The sequence below is a fragment of the Streptomyces sp. NBC_01320 genome, from assembly GCF_035974375.1.
GTDB classification, from domain to species: Bacteria; Actinomycetota; Actinomycetes; order Streptomycetales; family Streptomycetaceae; genus Streptomyces; species Streptomyces yanii.
Genome location: NZ_CP108390.1, coordinates 6,316,850 through 6,337,344, shown reverse-complemented (window position 1 = coordinate 6,337,344; position 20,495 = coordinate 6,316,850). Strand labels below are relative to the sequence as shown.

Sequence of the window (20,495 nt, the reverse complement as noted above, 5' to 3'; positions counted from 1 at the left end):
GCGGCCAGGAGCAGGAGATGCAGCGGCCCTTCTCCGTACCAGCGCCTGAGGAACGCCGCGTACCGCGGGCCGTTCGTCCTCCGCATCACAGCTCTCCGAACGTCAGCCGGGTCACCCATTTGGTGTTGAGCACGCCGGGCGCGGCCGGGACGATGATCCGCGCCGGGTACCCGTGGTCCGGCGACAGCGTCTCGCCGTTGACCTCCAGCGCCAGCAGCGAGCGCGGGTCTCGCACCTGGTTGTCGCGGAGCGCGGCCTTCCGGAACGGCCCGCTGCGCTGCACGGACTCCACGAACACCCCCGGCGGCCGGTCCGGATACCCGGCGAGCGCCGCCAGATCCCGCAGCCGCACCCCGCGCCACCACTGGTCCGCGGTCGACCAGCCCTCCACGCACGCGATCGGCAACGCGGCACTGTACTGGTCCATGGCCAGAAGCTGTTCCCGGGTGAACGCGAGATCTCCGGCGGGTCCGCTGACGGTCAGCCGCCACCGCTCACCCGTGTCGGCCGGAGTGATCCGGACGGACGCGGCCGTCTTGTTGATCTGGAAGCCGTTGGGCCCCGTCCCGGGGTCGGCGACCCCGCGCGGGGTGAGGAGTGCGGTGCCGCGCAGCACGTCGAAGCTCCGGCCCACAGAGGTGACCAGCAGGAGAAGCGACCCGGCGCCCACTATGGCGAAGACGCCGCGCCGGGAGATGGTCGGCGCATCGGGGGCGGGGGCCGCCAGCTCATCGTTCTCACCGCGCAGTTCACCGCTGCGCAGCACCCGTACGGCCCGTGGGAGCTTCAGCCCGACATGGGCGACGAACCCGGCGAAGAACACCCACGCCCCGTAGAAGTGGAGCGTGTAGAACGACCCCGGGAACACGTAGAACACCTGGATGTTGAGCAGCCCGGTGATGAACTCGAACAGCGCCCCGCCGACGAGCAGCAGCAACGACACCCGTTCCAGGGCGTGCCCCACCGACCGGGCCGGCGGCAGCGCGAAAAGCTTCGGGATCACCGACCACAGCTTCGCCAGCAGCACCGGTACGAGCACGATGCCGCCCGTGACGTGCAGCCCCTGTGTCAGCCGGTACAGCCAGTGCGGTCCGGTCGGCCAGGCGAACAGGTAGAACCCCAGCACCCCCTTGCCCGGCGTCTTGTCGTTGACCGGCGCAAGATCCGGGTTGTACGCGGCGTACGACAGCAGCCCCGTCACGAACACCAGCGTCAGCCCGACGAGGAGGACGAGCCCGAGCACCGCCGTGAACCGGACGCCGCGCACGGGGCTGCGCCAGAACCCGGGGGAGGAGGGCAGCCGGTCCGTGGTCCGGAGCCGTTCGAGAACGGCCGGAACCCGCCCCGTGGACGGTCCGTCATCCGATGGCCCGGCACGGCCCGCCCCACCGAAGCGGAACGGGAACCGGAACGCTCTGTTGTGACGCCTGTCGTCCATGTCCCGACGCTAAGCCCGGGGCCTCGAGCCGGAGCGCGTACGACTCCTGACGAAACTCTGACGTCACTCCCGATGACCGCCAACCGGGCCAAGATCTGACAGTTCGATGACGCGCCCCGGTGGCACTGCCCGTCACCGCCCCGCCTTGCATAGCGTGCCTGTGTGAAGACCGAGGAGCACGTGAAACGCGAGCAGCGCACCGCCGGCCGGCGCGCCACCGGCCGACGCCTCGACCTGATCGCCGCCGCCGCCGGTGTCCTGCTGGTCACCGCCGCCGTGCTGATCGGCCGGGCCATCCAGAACGCCGACGGCAGCCTCTTCGTCCACTGGCCGCCCCTGCTGGCGTCCTGGTACCCGCACACCGGCCCCGGCACCCCGGCCGCCGTGGTCGTCGCCGCGGCCGTCGTCGCGTACGGGCCGGTCCTCGCCGACCGGCTGCCCTGGCGCGGTCTGCTCGCAACCGCGTGGGTCGCCTCCCTCGGCTGGATCTTCTCCCTGGCGATGATCGACGGGTGGGAGCGGGGCATCGCCGAGCGGCTCACCACGAAGCATGAATACCTGCGGGTCATCGGTCGCTTCGACGATATCGGCGCTGCGCTGCGCGGATTCGACACGCACATCCTGATCGGTCCCCCGGGCAACTGGCCCGCCCATGTCGCCGGTCATCCGCCGGGCGCCACGCTCACCTTCGTGCTGCTGGACCGGATCGGACTGGGCGGCGGCGGCTGGGCCGGTGTCTGGTGCATCGTGTTCGGCGGCTCCGCGGTCGTCGCCGCCCTGATCACGGTGCGCGCCCTCGCCGACGAACACCTCGCCCGCCGCGCCGCCCCGTTCCTCGTCCTCGCACCGATGGCGGTCTGGACCGGCGCCTCGGCGGACGCCTGGTTCGCCGCGGTCGCCGCGTGGTCGGTCGCCCTCCTCGCCCTGGCGGCAACCCGCCGGACCACCCGGCCGGGCCGTGCCGTCGCGGCCGCCCTCGCCTCCGGCCTCCTCTACGGCCTGACCTGCTATCTCTCGTACGGCCTGACGCTCATCGCGCTCCTGCTCCTCGCCGTCCTTCTCCTCGCCCGTACCGCGCGCCCCCTTCCGCTTCTCCTGCTCGGGGCTCTCGTCGTCCCGGTCGCGTTCACCCTGGCGGGCTTCAACTGGTGGGAGGCGTACCGGCTGCTGGTCCAGCGCTACTACCAGGGCGCGGGCGGGATCCGTCCGTACGCCTACTGGGTCTGGGGGAACCTCGCGGCCACCACGATCGCCGCCGGGCTCGCCACCGTCGCCGGTCTCCGCCGGGCCGCGGCCGGTGCCCCCTCCGCCGTCCGCGCCGTCCGCACCGGCGCCACCTCCGCACCGCAGCGCCTGAGCCTCCTCGCCGTGGCCGCGCTCCTCGCCCTCCTCGTCGCGGATCTGTCCGGAATGAGCAAGGCCGAGACGGAACGCATCTGGCAGCCGTTCGTCCTCTGGCTGCTGCCCGCCGCCGCCCTGCTTCCCCCGTCCGCCCGGCGCGGCTGGCTGACCGCGCAGGCGGTCGTGGCCCTGCTCGTCAACCACCTGCTCTGGACCGGGTGGTGAAGTCGGGAGGGACGTTGAACCGATCACGCACAGGGGTACAGGTTGCCCCGTGCCGACATTCGAGATCACCACCGCAAGCGCCGCCGACATCGACATGCTGGGTGAGTGGGCCCACGCCGAGGGCTGGAATCCGGGCCGCACCGACAGCCACGCCTTCTTCGCCACCGACCCGCGCGGCTTTCTGATCGGCAGACTCGACGGCGAGCCCGTCTCCTCCGTCTCCGTGATCCGTTACGGCTCCGGCTTCGGCTTCCTGGGTTTCTATCTCACCCGCCCGGAACTGCGCGGCCAGGGTTACGGGACCCAGGTCTGGCACGCCGGAATGAACCGGCTCGCCGGGCGCAACGTCGGACTCGACGGCGTCGTCGCCCAGCAGTCCAACTACCGTAAATCCGGCTTCCGTCCGGCGTGGACGAACATGCGCCGGGTCGGGCTGCCGCCGACGGACATCACCGCACCGCCCGGTGTCTCCCTCGTCGACGCCCGGTCGCTCCCCTTCGACCGGCTGGCCGCCTTCGACCGCCGCTACTTCCCCGCCGAGCGCGACAGTTTTCTGGCCCCGTGGATCGCCGCCCCCATGCGCACCGCTCTCGCCGCCGTGGCCGACGGGGAGGTGCAGGGCTTCGCGGTGCTGCGACCGTGCCGTACGTCGTCACGCATCGGCCCGTTGCACGCCACGTCGCCCGAGGTGGCCGCCGCCCTGGTGAGCGCCCTCTCGGCCACTGACCCGGAGACGGAGATCGCCATCGATGTACCCGACATCAATCCGGCGGCGGTCCGACTCGCCGAGCAGCTGGGTCTCACCCCGTCGTTCGAGACAGCCCGCATGTACACCGGTCCGACGCCGGACGTCGACCACACCGGGCTGTTCGGCATCACCAGCCTGGAACTCGGCTGACCGACGGACGCCCTGACCGCCGCCCATGGCCCCTGTCCGCCCCCTACCGCCCGAGCCGGTCCAGCACCCGGCCGCGGAGCAGCTCGTACTCCTCGCGCAGCCGTACGATCTCCGCCGGCCGGGGTATCACCGTGCCACCGGTGACGATCTCCTCCGGCCCGAACTGCTCCCGCGTGAGGTCGATCTCCACGCCCATGCCCAGCCGGTTCCACCAGTGGAAGTCGGTGCGCTCACCGTCGATCCGGACCTCGCCGCGGATCAGCTCGCCGCCCAGCAGATCGCCCGGCACCAGGGCGGTGACCCCGCACTGGTCCCGGGCCGGGTTGTCCGGCCTCCAGTGCGGCCGGTGGCCGGGCGTGGTCGTGTCGGCCCCCCAACCGGCGCGGACTGCCGCTTCGATATCGGCGAGCAGCAACGGCTCCGAGGTCTCCATGACACCGATCCCCGCAGGGCCCACCGACAACGCTTCTGCTACCCGCTCTCCTTCCCGATCCGGTTCCGGGTCCGTCTCCGCGAGGCAAGCACCGCGATGTCGTCCTCCGCGCCCGGACCGAACCTCTCCAGCACCTCGTCCAGCAGATCGTCGAGGCTTCCGCCCACCGGCAGGGTCAGTTGCTCCAGCCGGCGCACCGATACGTCGATGTCCTCGTCCCGCCGCTCCACGAGACCGTCGGTGTACATGAACAGCGCCGTGTCCGGACCGACCTCCACGGCCGTCGTCGCATACCCGCCGAACCCGGTGCCGAGCGGCGGCCCCGCCGGCACGTCGCCCACCCAGGTCCCCGCCGCGCCCGGGTCGATGAACACCGGCGGCAGATGCCCCGCGCTCGCCACCTCGCACATCCCGCCGAACCGGTCGACGACCGCCAGCAGACATGTCGCCGCCCGGTCCGGGCCCGACCGCTCCACCATCCGGTCGAGCTGTTCCAGGATGCGGTGCGGCGGGAGTTCGTCGTCGGCGAGCAGCCGCAGCAGGGAGCGGTAGTGGCTCATCGCGACCGCCGCCTCCACCCCGTGCCCCATCACATCGCCGATCGCCTTCAGATGGCGCCCGTCCCGCAGCGGGATGACGTCGAACCAGTCACCGCCGACCATCACGCTCCGGTCGGCCGGCAGATAGCGGGTGGCGACCTCGATGTGCGGGTGCGGCGGGCGCGGCTCGGACAGCAGGGATCGCTGGAGCTCCAGGGCGATGGTGTGCTCGTGAGCGTACCGGCGGGCATGGTCCAGACCGACCGCGGCCCGTCCGGCGAGTTCCCTGGCGACGACGACGTCCTCGTCCGAGAACGCCGGCGAGTCCCCCGCCCGGACCAGACCGAGGACGCCGAGCGGCCGGCTGCGTACGGCGACCGGCACGATGACCGACGAGTGCATGCCGAGGGCGCGGTAGGCGGCGACCCGCCCCGGACTGGCTGCCGAGCGGCCGAGCAGGTCGTCGCCGGTGAGGTTCTGGACGACGGGCTGGTTGGTCGCCAGGCAGCGCTGTACGGCCGCGCCGTCCTGGTAGTCGATGTACTCGCCGGTCAGCCCGAACTCCGCCATCCCCTCCCGCAGCCCGGGGACCGCCGCCAGTGCGGCCCGGCGCAGCCGCAGCATGCCGGGGGGCGCGGGGCGTACGGGAGGTGCCACGTCGGGCGGGAAGACCTCGGCCGTCGCGATGTCGGCCAGCGCGGGGACGACGAGGTCGACGAGCTCCGCACAGGTGGTGTCCATGTCGAGCGTGGTACCGATCCGGGTGACCGCGGAGTCGAGAAGATTGAGGTGGCGTCGCGCCCGTTCCAGTGCGCGCTGCTCCCTGTCCGACGCCATCACCTCCAGCACGATCCCGGCGACGCCGACCACCTGCCCTTCGACCTCCAGCCGGTGGTATGCGCCGTGCCAGTACCGCCGGACCGTACCGGACGCCGCGGGCGTGAAGCCGCTGGACGTGATCTCGCGGGGTTTCCCGTCGGCGAGGACCGCCCGCATCATGTCCTCCCGGGCGTCGACGTAGGGCAGGACGTCGGAGACGGTGCGGCCGAGGTGTTCGGCGGCGGGAATGCCGTTGAGCCGTTCGAGGGCCGGGTTCACGTACAGGTAGCGCAGCCGGGTGTCGAGGACGCCCACCCCTGCCGTGGTGCCGTCGAGCAGCGCCGCCAGGACTGCGAGGTCGAGCGGTGGCGGGCTGTCGGCGTGCGCATCGGCCTGCAAGAGACCCTCCTGGGGCGGGGCCCGGACCACCCGACCACCCGGTTTTCATCGTCGTCCGCCGCGCCCCGCCCCGCATCCGCACAGCAGGCTTCAGTGCACGTGCGGCCCGCCCGCCGTCTCCGGCTTCCCCCGCGGCACCAGTCCCACCACGACGACCGCGCCGGCACCGGCCGCCGCCGCGCAGACCGTGAAAGCGTCGGCGAACCCGCCCACCGCACCCGTACGGCATCGTGCAGGGCGTCCCCCGGGACCCGTTCCACCCGAGGTGTCCGTACCGCACGTCCCGTACCGCCACATCGACGGGCCCGTCCCGGGGCGCCCGGATCACGGCCCGTGCGAACGGCCGCATGCGCAGGGCCGGGAGGTTCAACGGCCCGGGCGGGGGCGGCCCCGGACCCGTCTCGCGCCCGCCGTGCAGGAGGAGTACCGCAGCCGCCACAGGTGGTCGCCGATCCGCCATACCCACCTCCTGGTCGCGGAAGCCACCACCGCACCGAGCATGCTGTACCGGAACACCGCCGAACGCCGCACACCCGTCGCACGCAAAGGGACCGCCATGGGATCGTCACCACAAGTCGGCCAGCCCGTCCAGGACTTCACACTGCCGGGCGGAACGCTCGCCGGAGACACGTTCGAACGCCGCGACTACACGCTCTCGGACGCCCGGGGCCGTACCGTCGTCCTCGCCTTCTACCCCGGCGACAACACGGCGGTCTGCACCAAGCAGCTCTGCTCGTACTCCTCCGGCATGGAGACCTTCACCGGTCTCGACGCGGAGGTCTGGGGAATCAGTCCACAGGGTGTGGACAGTCACGAGTCGTTCGCGCGCACCTACGGTCTGCGGATGCCGCTGCTCGCGGACACCGGGCGGGAGATCGCCCGGGCATACGGGATCACGGCGCCCGGGATCGGGGTGCGCCGAGCCGTGTTCCTGATCGGGCCGGACGGCGTGCTGCGGTGGAAGCACGTCGCGGTCCTCGGGGCCACCTTCCAGTCGCTGGACACGCTCGCCGACCACATCTCCGGCATCAAGAACGAGTAAAAGATTGCCGGACCCCGGCAATGTCACGGACCGAGCGTGTATGGGATCATCCAGCCAGCTCGACGGACATATCCGGGGGATTTCCCAGATCGGGAAAGGGGATCACATGACCTTGTTTCTCGGTCTGGGCATTGCGGGGGTCGTACTCCTCGCCCTCTCCCTGATCTTCGACGGAATCCTCGAAGGGCTCTTCGGGGGCGTACTCGACGGGCTCTTCGACGGCCTCCTGTCCCTCCCCGTCATTGCCGGATTCCTCTCGATGCTCGGCTTCGGCGGCGCGATCGTGCTCGGCACCACGGGTGCCGGTACGGTCGCGGCGACCGCGGCCGGACTGGTCGCCGGACTGGTCGCGGCATGGCTGACCTGGAAGTTCAGCCGCGCCCTGATGCGCGACCAGACCGCCGCAACACCACGGGGCGACGATCTCGTCGGCACGTCCGGGTCCGTCGTCACGGCCATCCCCGCCGACGGGTACGGCGAGGTCCTGCTGCGGCTCGCGGGCCAGCCCGTGAAACTCGCGGCGAAGAGCCCAGTGCCGGTCGAGCGCGGCACCGAGATCTGGGTGGAGGCCACCCTCTCGACCACCTCGGTCGCGGTCCGCCCCGTCGAGCGATGACCACCCACTGAACCAAGCCGCCGTCCCCGATCGGGAGGCAGAGGGGACCCCTTATGAGTCCAGTTGTGACCGCCGTCGTCGGAGTCGTCGTACTCCTCGTACTCCTCGGCCTCGTGGTGATCACCCGCTACAAGGTCGCCGGGCCCAGCGAGGCCTTCATCATCACGGGACGGCGCGGCAAGAAGTCGACCGACCCGGTGACCGGACGCACCAGCATCGACAACAGCGGGCAGAAGGTCGTCGTCGGCGGCGGCGTCTTCGTCGTCCCGTTCGTGCAGCAGAAGTTCACCCTGGACCTCTCCAGCCGGCACATCCCGGTCGCCGTGCGCGGGGCCGTCACCCTGCGCGGTGTGAAGTCCCACCTCGAAGGCGTCGCGATCGTCAAGGTCGGGGGCAACGAGGACGCGATCCGGGCCGCCGCCCAGCGGTTCCTGCAGCAGCAGGACGGCATCGTCGGCTTCACCCAGGAGGTGCTCTCGGGCGCCCTGCGCGCCATCGTCGGCCGGATGTCGGTCGAGGACATCATCCGCGACCGCGCCGCGTTCGCCGGCCAGGTCGCGGAGGAGGCCGAGGCCAGCCTCTCCGGCCAGGGTCTGATCCTGGACGCCTTCCAGATCCAGGACATCACCACCGAGGGCTCCTACCTCGAAGACCTCGGCCGCCCCGAAGCCGCCCGCGCCAAGCAGGAGGCGGACATCGCCGAGGCGATCGCCAAGCGCGCGTCCGAACAGGCCCGCCTGAAGGCCGCCGAGGAAATCGCCATCGCCGAGCGGACGTTCTACCTCAAGCAGGCCGAGATCAAGGCCGAGACGGAAGCGGCGGCGGCCAAGGCCAACGCCGCCGGCCCGCTCGCCGAGGCCGCCCGCCAGCAGGAAGTCCTGGAGGAGCAGGAGAAGGTCGCCCAGCGCCAGGCAGCCCTGACCGACCGCGAACTCGACACCAAGGTCCGCAAGCCCGCCGACGCCGCCCGCTACCAGGCCGAGCAGGAGGCCGAGGCCCGCCGCATCGCCCAGGTCAAGGAAGCCGAGGCGGACGCGGAGCGCTCCCGCCTCACCGGTCAGGGCGAGAAGCTCCACCGCTCGGCGCTCGCCGACGCCGTCCGCATCGAGGGCGAGGCGGAAGCCGCCGCCATCGCCGCGAAGGGCGCGGCCGAGGCCGAGGCCATGCGGAAGAAGGCGGACGCGTTCGCCCAGTACGGCGACGCGGCGGTACTCCAGATGCTGGTCGAGGTGCTCCCACACGTCGTCGCCAAGGCCGCCGAACCGCTCAGCGCCATCGACAAGATGACGGTCATCTCGACGGACGGTGCGAGCCAGTTGTCACGCACGGTCGCGGACAACGTCGCGCAGGGCATGGAACTCCTCACCGCCACGACGGGCGTCGACCTGGCAGCACTGCTGAAGAACCTGAAGGGCGGGTCGGCTTCGGACACCGCAGCGGAGATCCCGGCGCAGGCACCGGCCACGACATCGGCATCGGCCAACGGCAAGATCGAGATCACCGACTGACGCCGTTCCCGACCCCCACGTGCCCGGCGGTGAGCAGCGGACCGCCGGGCACGGCTGCGTCCGGACCTCGGCCGCGTCCCGGCGGCCGCGCACCGACCACGCCGTATCCGCAGGTGAGCAGCGTCTCCGTGCGCGCGAACGCCAGGCGGCGGAAGCCTCCGGTTAAGGTAATGGAAGGTTAAAGAGATCACCAAGTGCGTCGTCATGTCGCCGCGCGCCTCAGGAGGAAGCCATGGGAACCCACCGGACCACGCTGCCCGGAGTCGGTGTGCAGTACGACTACATCACCGAGTCGGGACAGCACATCTCCGTCGTCGTCCACCACGACGGGCGCCGGTTCATCGGGTTCTACGAGCGCGACGATCCCGATTCATGTCAGCTCTCCGTGGCCCTGACTCCACACGAGGCGACCGGACTTGCCCACCTCATCGACTCCGCGCCCATCGATGCCGTGCGGACCGAGGGCATCGACCTCGTCACCGAGCACATACCGCTCGGGTCGCGCTCCCCGTACGGGGGCCGGCTGCTCGGGGACACCCGGGCCCGGACGCGGACCGGGGCGTCGATCGTGGCCGTGCTTCGGACGCACAGTGCGCATCCGTCGCCCGGGCCGGACTTCCGGCTGGCCATCGGGGACACGCTGGTCGTCGTCGGTACGCGTGAGGGCGTCGATGCGCTCTCCGAGATCATTGCGGAGGGCTGACCGTGCACGACACGACCGCACTGCTGGTGGAGCTCGGCTCCGTCATATTGGGGCTCGGGATCATCGGGCGGTTCGCCGGGCGGATAGGGCTTTCGCCGATTCCGCTCTACCTGCTGGCCGGGCTGGCGTTCGGGGACGGGGGGCTGCTGCCCCTCGGTGCCAGTGAGGAGTTCACCGCCGTCGGCGCCGAGATCGGCGTCATTCTGCTGCTGCTCCTGCTGGGGCTGGAGTACAGCGCGTCCGAGCTGGTGACCAGTCTGAAGACGCAGTACCCGTCCGGGGCCGTCGACTTCGTACTCAATGCGACGCCCGGCGCGGTGGCCGCGCTGCTGCTCGGGTGGGGGCCCGTGGGGGCCGTCGCGCTGGCCGGGGTCACCTGGATCTCCTCGTCGGGGGTCATCGCGAAGGTGCTCACCGATCTGGGGCGGCTCGGGAACCGGGAGACGCCTGTCGTTCTCGGGGTTCTCGTCATCGAGGATCTGTCGATGGCCGTCTATCTGCCGCTGCTCACCGCGATGGTCGCCGGTGCCGGTCTGGCCGGGGGCAGCATCGCCCTGCTGGTCGCCCTCGGTACCGTCGGCCTGGTTCTGTACGTGGCGCTGCGGCACGGCCGGCTCATCAGCCGGGCCGTGTCCTCCGACAATCCGGAGATGCTGCTCCTCGTCGTGCTCGGGCTGACCGTCCTGGTGGCCGGTGTGGCACAGCAGTTGCAGGTGTCCGCGGCGGTGGGGGCGTTTCTCGTCGGGATCGCCCTCTCGGGGGAGGTCGCGGAGGGGGCCCGTAAGCTCCTGACGCCGTTGCGCGATCTGTTCGCCGCCGTCTTCTTCGTCTTCTTCGGTCTCTCCACCGATCCGTCCGACATTCCGCCCGTGCTGCTGCCCGCGCTGCTGCTGGCCGTCGTCACCGTCTTCACCAAGATCGGCACCGGGTGGTACGCCGCCCGGCGCGCCGGGATCGGCTCACGTGGACGGTGGCGGGCGGGTGGGACGCTGGTCGCGCGCGGCGAATTCTCCATCGTCATCGCCGGTCTGGCCGTGGCGACCGAGCCCCGTATCGGGCCCATCGCCACCGCGTACGTCCTGATTCTGGTCATCATCGGTCCGCTCACCGCCCGTTGGACGCAGCCCGTCGTGGCCAGGATCCAGACGTGGCGGGACGGCGGGGGCGGCGCCTCCGGCGGCAGTGTGCCTGTCGCCCGCGAGGAGATGCCTGTCGTCGAGCGCGCCTCGGTCGCCGACTGAGAGCTCCTCCGAACCGCTCTCAGAGCGGGGTCGCCTCGTGCAGGATCCGCACCAGCGTCACCGTCGCGTTCAGCGACGACAGCGCGGACACCGTGGTTCCGACCGTGGCCACCAGTCCCGCGAAGGCGACATGCGCGGACGAGGGGGGCCACAGCCGGGTCGGCGGGACCGGCTCCAGGAGCGCTGCGACCCGGCGCGGGATCGGGCCCACCGCCGCGAACGCGGCGAACGCGGGCTCGACGGTCGGCGAACGGTGCGCGAAGAGCGCCGCCTTGCCGACCGCGCCCGCCACCGCCCGCCGGTCACCGATCGCCTGCGCCGCCTCCTCGTCCGCCCACCGTTCCGTGCTGTACGCCACCGCCGTACGCAGTGGCAGCAGGAACGGGTTGGCCCGCGCGGCAAGTTGGGTGGCCAGGAGGTAGCGGTGGTGGCGGCCGGTCAGGTGGGCCTGCTCGTGGGCGACGAGCGCCCGACGTTCACGCGCGGTCAGGCACTCCATCATCGCCGTCGACACGACCACCCGGCCGGGGACTCCGGGCAGTGCGTACGCGTACGGCTCCGGGTCCGGGAGCACGGCGACCGAGGACGGCTGCGACGGGAGGGACTGCAGGGCCCGGGTCACCCGGATGCGTTGGCGTACATGGCGGTGGACCGTCGCCCCGCATGCCACGAAGACCGCGACCAGCACCCCGATGGCGACGACCCCCGCCCGTTCCTCGTACGGCACCGCCGCCCGCACCTCCGGGTCCGACCAGCCGTCCGGCAGCGGATTGCCAGGCAGTTGGGCCGTACCCACCACCATCAGCAGCGCCAGGCACACCGTGCTGCACAGGGCGAGCGTCGTGCCGACGGCCGCGAGCAGGCGGGTGGCGCTGCGTGGATGCAGATGCTGTTCGGCGAGGCGCACGATCGGCAGCGCGGTCAGCGGCAGTACGAGGGGCAGGTAGACAAAGACGCCCATCGGTCAGTCCTCGTCCTTCTCCGTCGTCTGCGCCAGCAGCGCGCGCAGGCGTTCCTCGTCGCCCGGGGACAGCGCCGAGACGAACCGGGCGAGTACGGCCTCGCGGTCCCGTTCGCCGTCCAGGACCCGACGCATCCGCAGCGCGGCGAGACCGGCCTCGTCGGAGGCGGACGTCCAGGTGTAGGAGCGGCCCTGGCGGGCACGGGTCACGTACTTCTTCGCGTACAGACGGGACAGGATCGTGATGACGGTGGTGTACGCGAGGTCGCCGTCGAGGTGTTCCTGCACCCAGCCCGCCGTCGCGGGGCCGTTCGCCGAGCGCAGAATGGCCAGGATCTGGGCCTCCAGCTCGCCCTGTCCGCGCTTGCGGGGGCGTCGGCCGTCGCAGGCGGGGCCCGCCGGGGGCACGTTGTCGTCGGGCAGTTCGTTGTGCGGGTGGTGGCTGGCCCCGGCCGTGTCCATCGTGGTGACTGCCCTTCGTGCGATGCCGCGTCGGCCACGGCGTCGCAGCATCGTACTGAAGGCCGGTTCCCGGATACAGCGGGCGATCATCCTGCTAACTTCTACACGTCTGTAGAGTTGGATCTCGTTCCGGCAAAGCAACGCAACGTATGGAGACGTCATGGCACTGTGGGATCGGATCAAGGAATCCGCGACGACGATGCAGTCGCAGCTCGAGGCGAAGAAGAACGACCTGAAGAGCGGTGCGTTCCGCGACGCGAGCATGGCCATGTGCGCCCTGGTCGCCGCCGCCGACGGTTCCATCGACCCGTCCGAGCGCCAGCGCGTCGCCTCGCTCATCGCTACCAACGAAGTGCTGCAGAACTTCCCGGCGGACGACCTGCAGCGGCGCTTCAACGAGTATGTGAACAAGCTCACCGCCGACTTCGCCTTCGGCAAGGTCAGCGTGCTCCAGGAGATCGGCAAGGCGAAGAAGAAGCCGGCCGAGGCGCGTGCCGTCATCCAGATCGGCATCGTCATCGGCGGCGCCGACGGCGACTTCGACAAGTCGGAGCAGGCCGTCGTCCGGGAGGCGTGCTTCGCGCTCGACCTCCCGCCGCACGAGTTCGACCTCTAATGCCGTGACCGGCGATGTTTGCCCCATGAGGAGCATCGTCCGGTGCGATCGCAAGGCGGCCGGACGTCCTTGGACGGGGTCTCCCCTGCTCGAACGGAGTGGAGAGCTTGGGGAATGAGCCACCAGGGCTTTTGACCGACGCGGAAGGGGGTCCCCCTGGCCCTCAAGGCCTTGGGGGAGGGCGTGCCGGACGGTGCGACGGGGCACAGCCTGCCACGAGGGGCACCAGTACCCCTCCCCACCAGCTTCGGACGCCCTCTCGGGCCGGCCGGACGGCCCCCCAACCGCCGGGAACACACCGCTGTCCGACTGACCATCGGACAGCGCCCGGCCAGGCCGGGGACTCGCGACTCCCCCGAGCGAATCCCCGGCCGCCCACCCCCAGGACCCCGCCTCCATGCCGCGTATGCATCGCGTCACGGAGGCGGGGTCCTGCGTCAGGTCGGCGTCAGGGGCGTATCCGTTCCCCTCAACTACGGGCATAACGTCATCAGTGCCACAGCACGCAGGCACATCGAGGAGGAACAACCATGTCCGACTGCGCCGAAACGGACGACCTCGAACCTCTTGAACCCGTCCCGGCCGGACTGCTCTTCGTCCCCGTCCGGCCGGGTCCCACCGGCGTTGCCGCCCGATGTACAGCACGGTTCTTCCGTACGCCCCTCGGCGGCCGCACCGCCGTCGGCTTCACCTCCGTGCGACAGCTCACCGCCACTCTCGGCGCCGGTCAGTCCTGGATCAGGCTCTCCGAACCGGCCCTGCGCGCCCTCGGGGCTCCGCTCGGCATCTCCGCCCTCACCATCGATCCACAGCTGACCGCCCAGCCATCCCTGCCCGGTTCCCGTGAGCTGTGCCGGCACGACGCGGATCCACAGACCGGTCCAACTGTTGCGCTCGCGCTCCCGTGTTGACGAGCACGGGCAGGAAAGGCGTTGTGCCGCGAGGTCCGGGGGAGCCGGCCCGGTTGTCAGGCGCGGACCGGCGCCGACTCCTCCACCACCTGGGGCCGGGGTGCGCCCCTGGGGTAGAGGACCGCCGTCACCACCAGCCCGATGAGAAAGAAGCCCGCCGACCACCAGTACGCGGTGGAGTAGCTATGCAGTTGGGCCCGGGCGACATTGGCGGGGGTCACCATGCGGTCGGACAGATAGTTCATGGCGGCGCTGGTGGCGAGGGTGTTCAGCAGCGCCGTGCCGATCGAACCGCCGATCTGCTGGCTGGTGCTGACCATCGCCGAGGCCACACCCGCGTCGCGGGCGGCCACCCCGTACGTGGCCAGGTTCATCACCGTGGCGAAGATCGCGCCGAGGCCCAGGCCGAGGACGAGCAGGGCGGGCAGCACATGGGTGGGGTAGCTGCTCGTCAGGTCCAGGCTGGTCATCCACACCATGGCGACCGCGGCGATGCCCATGCCGAGCGGCACGATCGGTTTCGCGCCGAAGCGCGGCACCAGCACATTGGTCGTCGTCATCGACGTCACGATCATCAAGCAGACCATCGGGATGAAGGCGAGACCGGTGGTCACCGGCGAGTAGTGCAGAGTCCTCTGCAGGTAGTACGTGAGGAACAGGAAGACGCCGAACATGCCGCCGCCGGCGATGAACATCGCCAGGTACGACGCCCCGCGGTTCCTGTTCAGCACCACCCGCAGCGGTAGCAGTGGATGCGCGGCCCGCGTCAGCCACCAGGCGAACGCCGCCAGGAGCACACCGCCCGCCAGCAGGAAGCCCCAGGTCTGCGGTGAACCCCAGGGGTGCGACTCGGCGTTGGAGAAGCCGTACACGATGCAGAAGAGCCCCGCCGAGACCAGGACGGTGCCCGGGACGTCGAGCTTGCGGCGGTCGGCGGGGGCACCGGCGGCGAGCAGCCGGATGCCGCCGAGGAAGGCGACCAGGGCGAACAGCAGATTCACGTACAGGCACCAGCGCCAGTTCAGGTACTGGGTGAGGATCCCTCCGAGCAGCAGCCCCACCGCGCCGCCCGTCCCCGCGATCGCGCCGTAGATCCCGAACGCCTTGGCGCGCTCCTTCGGGACGGTGAACGTCGTGGTGAGGAGGGAGAGCGCGGCCGGGGCGAGGAGGGCGCCGAACATGCCCTGGAGTGCCCGGGCGAAGACCAGGACCTCGAAACTCGGGGCGGCGCCGCCGATTGCCGACGCGACCGCGAAGCCGACCAGACCGGTCAGGAAGGCGATCTTGCGGCCCACCAGGTCGGCCATCCGGCCGCCGAGCAGCAGCAGTGAGCCGAAGGCCAGGGCATACGCGGTCACGATCCACTGGCGGTTGCCGTCGGAGAAGCCGAGGTCCTGCTGGGCGGACGGCAGGGCGATGTTCACGATGGTGGCGTCCAGCACCACCATCAGCTGGGCCAGACCGATCACCGCCAGCACCCACCACCGGCGCGACGGACCGCGCTCACGGTCGAATGCGGGGCGGGACGGCGGGGAGGTGGCGGTCTCTCTCGTACCACTCACGGAGGGCTCCCCCTCGACAGGCTCCCGCGCATGACGTGAGTGACGAGCCATGGTCCGGGTCTCCCTCGATGCGCACCCCCCGAATCCCCCGGACCCACGCTAAAGGCAGGTCCGCATCCCCGCATGCGGGAGGGTTGCCGGGGCCAGGGGCTGTCCCGTCATCCCTGCTGGATCAGGGCGCGGCGCCGAATGCGGTGCATCGCAAGGCGGAGAGGCGTCCTCAAATGGGGCGTATCCGAGCGCTCCGACAACGCGGCGAGGTGCCGCAGCTGTCGTCGTGCGCCCGCCAGGGACGGCAGGAACAGCCCTGAGAGCCGCCTGGTCCCGACTGGGCCGTCAGAGTTCCTTGGCGGGCCAGTCCAGGAGCCGGGCACCGATCACCGCGGTCTGCAGCGTGTACCGGTGCATCGGGTCGGACGGGTCGGAGCCGGTCAGCTGATGGATGCGCTCCAGCCGGTAGGTGAGCGCCCGCACGCTCAACGCCAGCCGGCGGGCCGTCTCTGCGGCGACACAGCCCGCGTCGAAGTAGGCGGCGAGCGTCTTCAGCAAGGGCTCCGCGCCCCCTCGCGCCTCCTGGAGCGGGCCGAGCTCACTGCGGACCAGATCGGCCATCGCCTGCCGGTCCCGGGTCAGCACCGGATAGACCAGCAGGTCGGCGGCGTACAGCACCGGATCCTCCAGGTCCATCCGGGCCGCCAGGTCGAGCGCGTCGAGCGCCTCGTCGTACGACTGGACGACGCCGCCCGGGCCCCGGTGCGGGCGGCCGACCGCGACCGTGCCGCCCTCCGTCGCCGCATGCGCCTGCTTGGCGAAATAGCGCAGGACGTCCGGCTGGGCGCTCGGGGCAATGCAGACCAGGCGCCCGTCCTTGGTCGTGAGGAGGATCTTCCGGCCGTCGAAGCGGGCGAGCAGCGCCGCCTCCACCATGCGGGGCACCGCATCCGTCTCGGTGTACGCCGCCGGGCCCGTCGCCACCGCGACCGCGTGGGCGCGCGACAGCCGCAGCCCGAAGCGGGTGGCCCGCTCGGCAAGCCGGCCCAAATCGCTCCGCCCGTACAGCAGATCGTCGATGAACTCGCGGCGCGCCGCCTCTTCCCGCCGCACGGTGAGCCGCTGGGCACGCTCGAACCCCTCGGCCATCGCGTCGATGGCCTGTTCGACCGCGGCCAGCACGCAGTCGGTGGACGCGGGGTACGCGGCCGTGGCGCGCGGCCAGGCGGTGCGGGTCGCCGCCAGATGGAGACCGACCAGGGCGCGCAGCTGAAATCCCGCCTCGGCCGCCCGGCGGCCCAGGGCGCGGCGGGCGTCCAGCTCATCACGGGTCAGTCGGCGGCCGGTCTCCGCGACCTCCTCCAGGATGTGGGCGTACTCCCCCAGATACTCGTCGGGAATCTCCGGCTCCGGCACGCCCATGCCTCCAGTTTTGATGCGTCACTGACACCCACTCAACGCATATGAGCAGGTGTCGGTGCCCGGCATCAAAAACGTACAAAGATTGCCGGATTCCGGCAGTGCGAGACGACGACGTCGGCTGTCATGATCAGGCCCAGCACCAACCGGGGGAACACGGGGGATACGGGGACGGGGGACGACCCGGCAGCCGCGACGCCGCATATCGGCGGCGCCGCGGCCACCGGAGTCACCGCCGGACGCCCCATCCACCGCACCCCCACCGACAGGCAGGGGGAGTGGACCGATGCAGGAATTCCTGAGAGCCGCATCCTCCTTCCCCGCCGTCCTCTTCGGCGCGGCGCTGATCGTCGTCATCTGCTTCTGGCTGCTGGTCCTGGCGGGCGCGGCCGACCATCACTCCTTCGACACCGACCTCGACACCGACCTGGCCGGGATGGGCGGTGTGCCGGTCGCCGTCTCGGTGTCCGTGATGGTCGTCGTCGCCTGGTTCACCAGCCTGGCCGGGTCCGTCCTGCTGCACCGCAGCGCGGTCACCGGCACCCCCCGGGCCGCACTCGCCTGCGCCGTGCTCGCCGGGGCGCTGCTGATCTCCTGGGCCGTGGTCCGGGTCCTCGTCCACCTCTACCGGCGCCACTTCCCGGCCGACTTCCCGCCGTCCCGGCAGGACTTCCTCGGCCGGGTCTGCACCGTCCGTACCGGCTCCGTCAGTTCCGACTTCGGCCAGGCCGAGGTCGCGGCAGCCGACGGTTCGACCGCGATCGTGCAGGTCAGGCTCTTGCGGCAGACCGATGAGGCGGCGTTCACCGCGGGCAGTGCGGGGCTCCTGTACGCGTACGACGACGAGGGTGAGTTCTTCTGGGTCTCGCCGTACGACGTGACGCTCGACCCGGGCCCGCCCAAGCCCCCACGGCCGCTGCCGCGCTCCCGACGCCGTACCCGCTGAGCCGCCCGCCCCGCCTGCCGGGCGCACGGCACACGACCGCCCGCTCCGCCGGGCGCCCCGCACTTCTCACCTTCCTCACCAGCCGCCAAGGACTGTCATGGATGCCATCTCCCTGGGCTTCGGTGTGCTCGTCGCCGTGGTCCTGCTCATCGCGATCGCCCTGCTCCTCGTCATCGGCCGGCTCTTCCGCAAGGTCGAACAGGGCAAGGCCCTGATCATCTCCAAGACCAAGAAGGTCGACGTGACCTTCACCGGAGCCGTCGTCCTGCCGGTCCTGCACAAGGCCGAGTACATGGACATCTCGGTGAAGACGATCGAGCTGCGCCGCACCGGGCGCGAAGGCCTGATCTGCCAGGACAACATCCGCGCCGACATCCACATCAACTTCTTCGTACGGGTGAACAAGACCGTCGAGGACGTCATCAAGGTCGCCCAGTCCATCGGCACCGAGCGGGCCAGCGACAAGGCCGCCATCCAGGAGTTCTTCGCCGCGAAGTTCGCCGAGGCACTCAAGACGGTCGGCAAGCAGCTGGACTTCGTCGATCTCTACACCAAGCGCGAGGAGTTCCGGGACCGCATCATCCGGGTCATCGGCACCGACCTGAACGGCTACCACCTCGACGACGCGGCGATCGACCACCTGGAGCAGACGCCGATGGCGCAGCTCGACGGCGCCAACATCCTCGACGCGCAAGGCATTCGTAAGATCACCGAGCTGACGGCGATCGAGCACGTGCGCACCAACGAGTACCAGCGCACCGAGCAAAAGGAGATCACCCGGCAGAACGTCGATGCCCGCGAGACCATCCTGGAGCTGGAGCGCCGGCAGGCCGAGGCCGAGATCAAGCAGCGGCGCGAGGTCGAGACGCTGCGGGCCCGCGAGGAGGCGGCGACAGCCCGGGTCCAGGAGGAGGAACGGCTCGGCGCGCAGGCCGCGTTCATCCGTACCGAGGAGCAGCTCGGCATCCAGCGCGAGAACCAGGCGCGGGAGATCGCCGTTGCGCAGAAGAACCGCGAGCGGGTCATCGCGGTGGAGAACGAGCGCATCGAGAAGGACCGGCTGATCGAGGTCATCGGACGCGAACGGCAGACCGAGCTGAACCGGATCGCCGCGACGAAGGAGGTCGAGGCCGAGCGCCGCGAGGTCGCCGATGTGATCCGGGAGCGGATCGCGGTGGACCGTACGGTCGCCGAGCAGGAGGAGTCCATCAAGACGCTGCGGGCGGTCGAGGAGTCGGAGCGCACCCGCAAGTCGGTGATCATCGCGGCCGAGGCGGAGGCCCAGGAGAAGCTGGTCAAGGACATCAAGGCGGCGGAGGCGGCCGAGGCGGCGGCCACGCACCGGGCGGCGGAGCAGTTGACACTCGCCGAGGCCCGCCTGAAGAGCGCGGACCTCGACGCCCGGGCCAAGCTGCGGCTCGCCGAAGGCGTCCAGGCGGAGTCCGCGGCGCCCGGACTTGCCGAGGTGCAGGTACGGGAGGCGGCGGCCGATGTCATCGAGAAGACCGGTCTCGCCGAGGCCGGGGCCACGTCCGCCCGGCTCAAGGCCGAGGCCGAGGGTGCGCGGCTGAAGGCTCTCGCCACAGCCGAGGGCACGCAGGCGCAGGCCACGGCGGACGCGGCGATGATCGGCGAGAAGCTGAAGGCGGAGGCGGCCGGGCTCACGGAGAAGGCGGCCGCGATGGCGGCGCTGGACGACGCGTCGCGCGGGCACGAGGAGTACCGGCTGCGGCTCGCCGCCGAGAAGGAGATCCGGCTGGCCGGACTCGATGTGCAGCGACAGGTCGCCCAGGCGCAGGCGACGGTCCTGGCCACCGGTCTGGAGAACGCGGACATCGACATCGTCGGCGGGGATTCGGTCTTCTTCGACCGGCTCGTCTCGTCGATCTCGCTCGGCAAGAGCGTGGACGGGTTCGTGGAGAACTCGGACACCGCGAAGGCACTCGCAGGCCCGTGGCTGAACGGGTCGTCGTCGTTCACGGACGACCTGACGCGGGTGCTCGGGTCGGTCTCGACGGGCGATGTACAGAACCTGACGGTGTCGGCGCTGCTGATGCGGATGCTGGCGGCTCCGGGAGTGGGTGCGGATGCCGGACAGGTCCGCCAACTCCTGGACTCGGCGCGAAAGCTCGGTCTGGCGGACCTGCCGGTCGGGGCTCTGGCGGATGCCCCTGATGTACCCGTGTCGCGCAACGGGACGCCGGTGGCGTAGGCACGTCGCGCCCGGGCGCGGGGGTGGCCGCTCCGTCCTCGGAGGCCGGACGGGCTCGATGGGACGGCCACCTCCCGGGAGCCCACCCGGGCCTCGGGCCCCACCGGTCCGGTTCCGCCCTCAATCACCGGACGGGCCCGAATGGGTAGCCACTTCGAGCCCGTCCGGCGTTCGAGGACAAACCGCGGCCGGCGGCCGCGCCACCCGACCCAC

Annotated in this window: 18 protein-coding genes; 11 read left to right on the top strand and 7 right to left on the bottom strand. The window is 71.0% G+C overall.

Going from position 1 to position 20,495, the window contains the following annotated elements; genetic code table 11:
* Window positions 1-85: 85 nt before the first annotated feature.
* Entirely contained in the window at window positions 86-1,438 is a 1,353-nt protein-coding gene (locus OG395_RS28790) for a molybdopterin-dependent oxidoreductase (RefSeq protein ID WP_327245515.1), read from the bottom strand.
* A gap of 162 nt (window positions 1,439-1,600) precedes the next feature.
* On the opposite strand from OG395_RS28790, the gene OG395_RS28785 reads away from it, so the two are divergent.
* Both OG395_RS28785 and OG395_RS28780 read left to right on the top strand, forming a co-directional pair.
* The gene (locus OG395_RS28785; RefSeq protein WP_442818610.1) at window positions 1,601-3,004 is read left to right on the top strand and encodes a hypothetical protein; all 1,404 of its coding nucleotides are present in this window, start codon (window positions 1,601-1,603) and stop codon (window positions 3,002-3,004) included.
* Between the two features lie 49 nt (window positions 3,005-3,053).
* On the top strand, window positions 3,054-3,902 hold the full coding sequence (locus tag OG395_RS28780) for a GNAT family N-acetyltransferase (RefSeq protein ID WP_327245514.1): 849 nt from the start codon (window positions 3,054-3,056) through the stop codon (window positions 3,900-3,902).
* A gap of 43 nt (window positions 3,903-3,945) precedes the next feature.
* Here the strand turns inward: OG395_RS28780 and OG395_RS28775 are convergent, their stop codons facing one another.
* Window positions 3,946-4,335: a YunG family protein gene (locus tag OG395_RS28775; RefSeq protein WP_327245513.1), complete on the bottom strand. Its 390-nt coding sequence runs from the start codon at window positions 4,333-4,335 to the stop codon at window positions 3,946-3,948.
* 38 nt (window positions 4,336-4,373) lie between these two features.
* Window positions 4,374-6,092 (bottom strand): SpoIIE family protein phosphatase, encoded by a 1,719-nt coding sequence (locus tag OG395_RS28770; RefSeq protein ID WP_327245512.1) that lies wholly within the window; start codon window positions 6,090-6,092, stop codon window positions 4,374-4,376.
* A 556-nt stretch (window positions 6,093-6,648) separates the two neighbouring features.
* Here OG395_RS28770 and OG395_RS28760 point away from each other — a divergent pair.
* From OG395_RS28760 to OG395_RS28740, 5 genes are all read left to right on the top strand, one after another.
* Window positions 6,649-7,134 carry a peroxiredoxin gene (locus OG395_RS28760; RefSeq protein ID WP_327249492.1) on the top strand — a complete coding sequence of 162 codons (486 nt, stop codon included), beginning with the start codon at window positions 6,649-6,651 and terminating at the stop codon, window positions 7,132-7,134.
* A 106-nt stretch (window positions 7,135-7,240) separates the two neighbouring features.
* On the top strand, window positions 7,241-7,750 hold the full coding sequence (locus OG395_RS28755) for a hypothetical protein (protein WP_327245511.1): 510 nt from the start codon (window positions 7,241-7,243) through the stop codon (window positions 7,748-7,750).
* A gap of 53 nt (window positions 7,751-7,803) precedes the next feature.
* Window positions 7,804-9,258, top strand: coding sequence for a flotillin family protein (locus tag OG395_RS28750; RefSeq protein WP_327245510.1), 1,455 nt, complete (start codon window positions 7,804-7,806; stop codon window positions 9,256-9,258).
* A 232-nt stretch (window positions 9,259-9,490) separates the two neighbouring features.
* Window positions 9,491-9,961 (top strand): cation:proton antiporter regulatory subunit, encoded by a 471-nt coding sequence (locus OG395_RS28745; protein WP_327245509.1) that lies wholly within the window; start codon window positions 9,491-9,493, stop codon window positions 9,959-9,961.
* Window positions 9,962-9,963: 2 nt separating this feature from the next.
* A complete protein-coding gene (locus OG395_RS28740; protein ID WP_327245508.1) occupies window positions 9,964-11,202 on the top strand; it encodes a cation:proton antiporter in 1,239 nt (412 codons plus the stop codon).
* A gap of 19 nt (window positions 11,203-11,221) precedes the next feature.
* Here the strand turns inward: OG395_RS28740 and OG395_RS28735 are convergent, their stop codons facing one another.
* Both OG395_RS28735 and OG395_RS28730 read right to left on the bottom strand, forming a co-directional pair.
* Window positions 11,222-12,163: a M56 family metallopeptidase gene (locus OG395_RS28735; protein WP_327245507.1), complete on the bottom strand. Its 942-nt coding sequence runs from the start codon at window positions 12,161-12,163 to the stop codon at window positions 11,222-11,224.
* A gap of 3 nt (window positions 12,164-12,166) precedes the next feature.
* Entirely contained in the window at window positions 12,167-12,625 is a 459-nt protein-coding gene (locus tag OG395_RS28730) for a BlaI/MecI/CopY family transcriptional regulator (protein ID WP_327245506.1), read from the bottom strand.
* A 160-nt stretch (window positions 12,626-12,785) separates the two neighbouring features.
* Between OG395_RS28730 and OG395_RS28725 the strand changes: the two genes are divergently transcribed.
* Both OG395_RS28725 and OG395_RS28720 read left to right on the top strand, forming a co-directional pair.
* The gene (locus OG395_RS28725) at window positions 12,786-13,241 is read left to right on the top strand and encodes a tellurite resistance TerB family protein (protein ID WP_327245505.1); all 456 of its coding nucleotides are present in this window, start codon (window positions 12,786-12,788) and stop codon (window positions 13,239-13,241) included.
* A gap of 530 nt (window positions 13,242-13,771) precedes the next feature.
* Complete coding sequence (locus tag OG395_RS28720) at window positions 13,772-14,152, top strand: SAV_915 family protein (protein WP_327245504.1); 381 nt, start codon at window positions 13,772-13,774, stop codon at window positions 14,150-14,152.
* A gap of 56 nt (window positions 14,153-14,208) precedes the next feature.
* Here OG395_RS28720 and OG395_RS28715 read toward each other — a convergent pair whose 3' ends face one another.
* Together OG395_RS28715 and OG395_RS28710 are read right to left on the bottom strand one after the other, a co-directional pair.
* Complete coding sequence (locus OG395_RS28715) at window positions 14,209-15,714, bottom strand: MFS transporter (RefSeq protein WP_442818609.1); 1,506 nt, start codon at window positions 15,712-15,714, stop codon at window positions 14,209-14,211.
* Window positions 15,715-16,050: 336 nt separating this feature from the next.
* Window positions 16,051-17,121 carry a PucR family transcriptional regulator gene (locus OG395_RS28710; RefSeq protein WP_327249491.1) on the bottom strand — a complete coding sequence of 357 codons (1,071 nt, stop codon included), beginning with the start codon at window positions 17,119-17,121 and terminating at the stop codon, window positions 16,051-16,053.
* A 289-nt stretch (window positions 17,122-17,410) separates the two neighbouring features.
* Between OG395_RS28710 and OG395_RS28705 the strand changes: the two genes are divergently transcribed.
* Entirely contained in the window at window positions 17,411-18,070 is a 660-nt protein-coding gene (locus tag OG395_RS28705; protein WP_327245502.1) for a hypothetical protein, read from the top strand.
* A gap of 97 nt (window positions 18,071-18,167) precedes the next feature.
* Window positions 18,168-20,282, top strand: coding sequence for a flotillin family protein (locus tag OG395_RS28700; protein WP_327245501.1), 2,115 nt, complete (start codon window positions 18,168-18,170; stop codon window positions 20,280-20,282).
* Window positions 20,283-20,495: the final 213 nt, after the last annotated feature.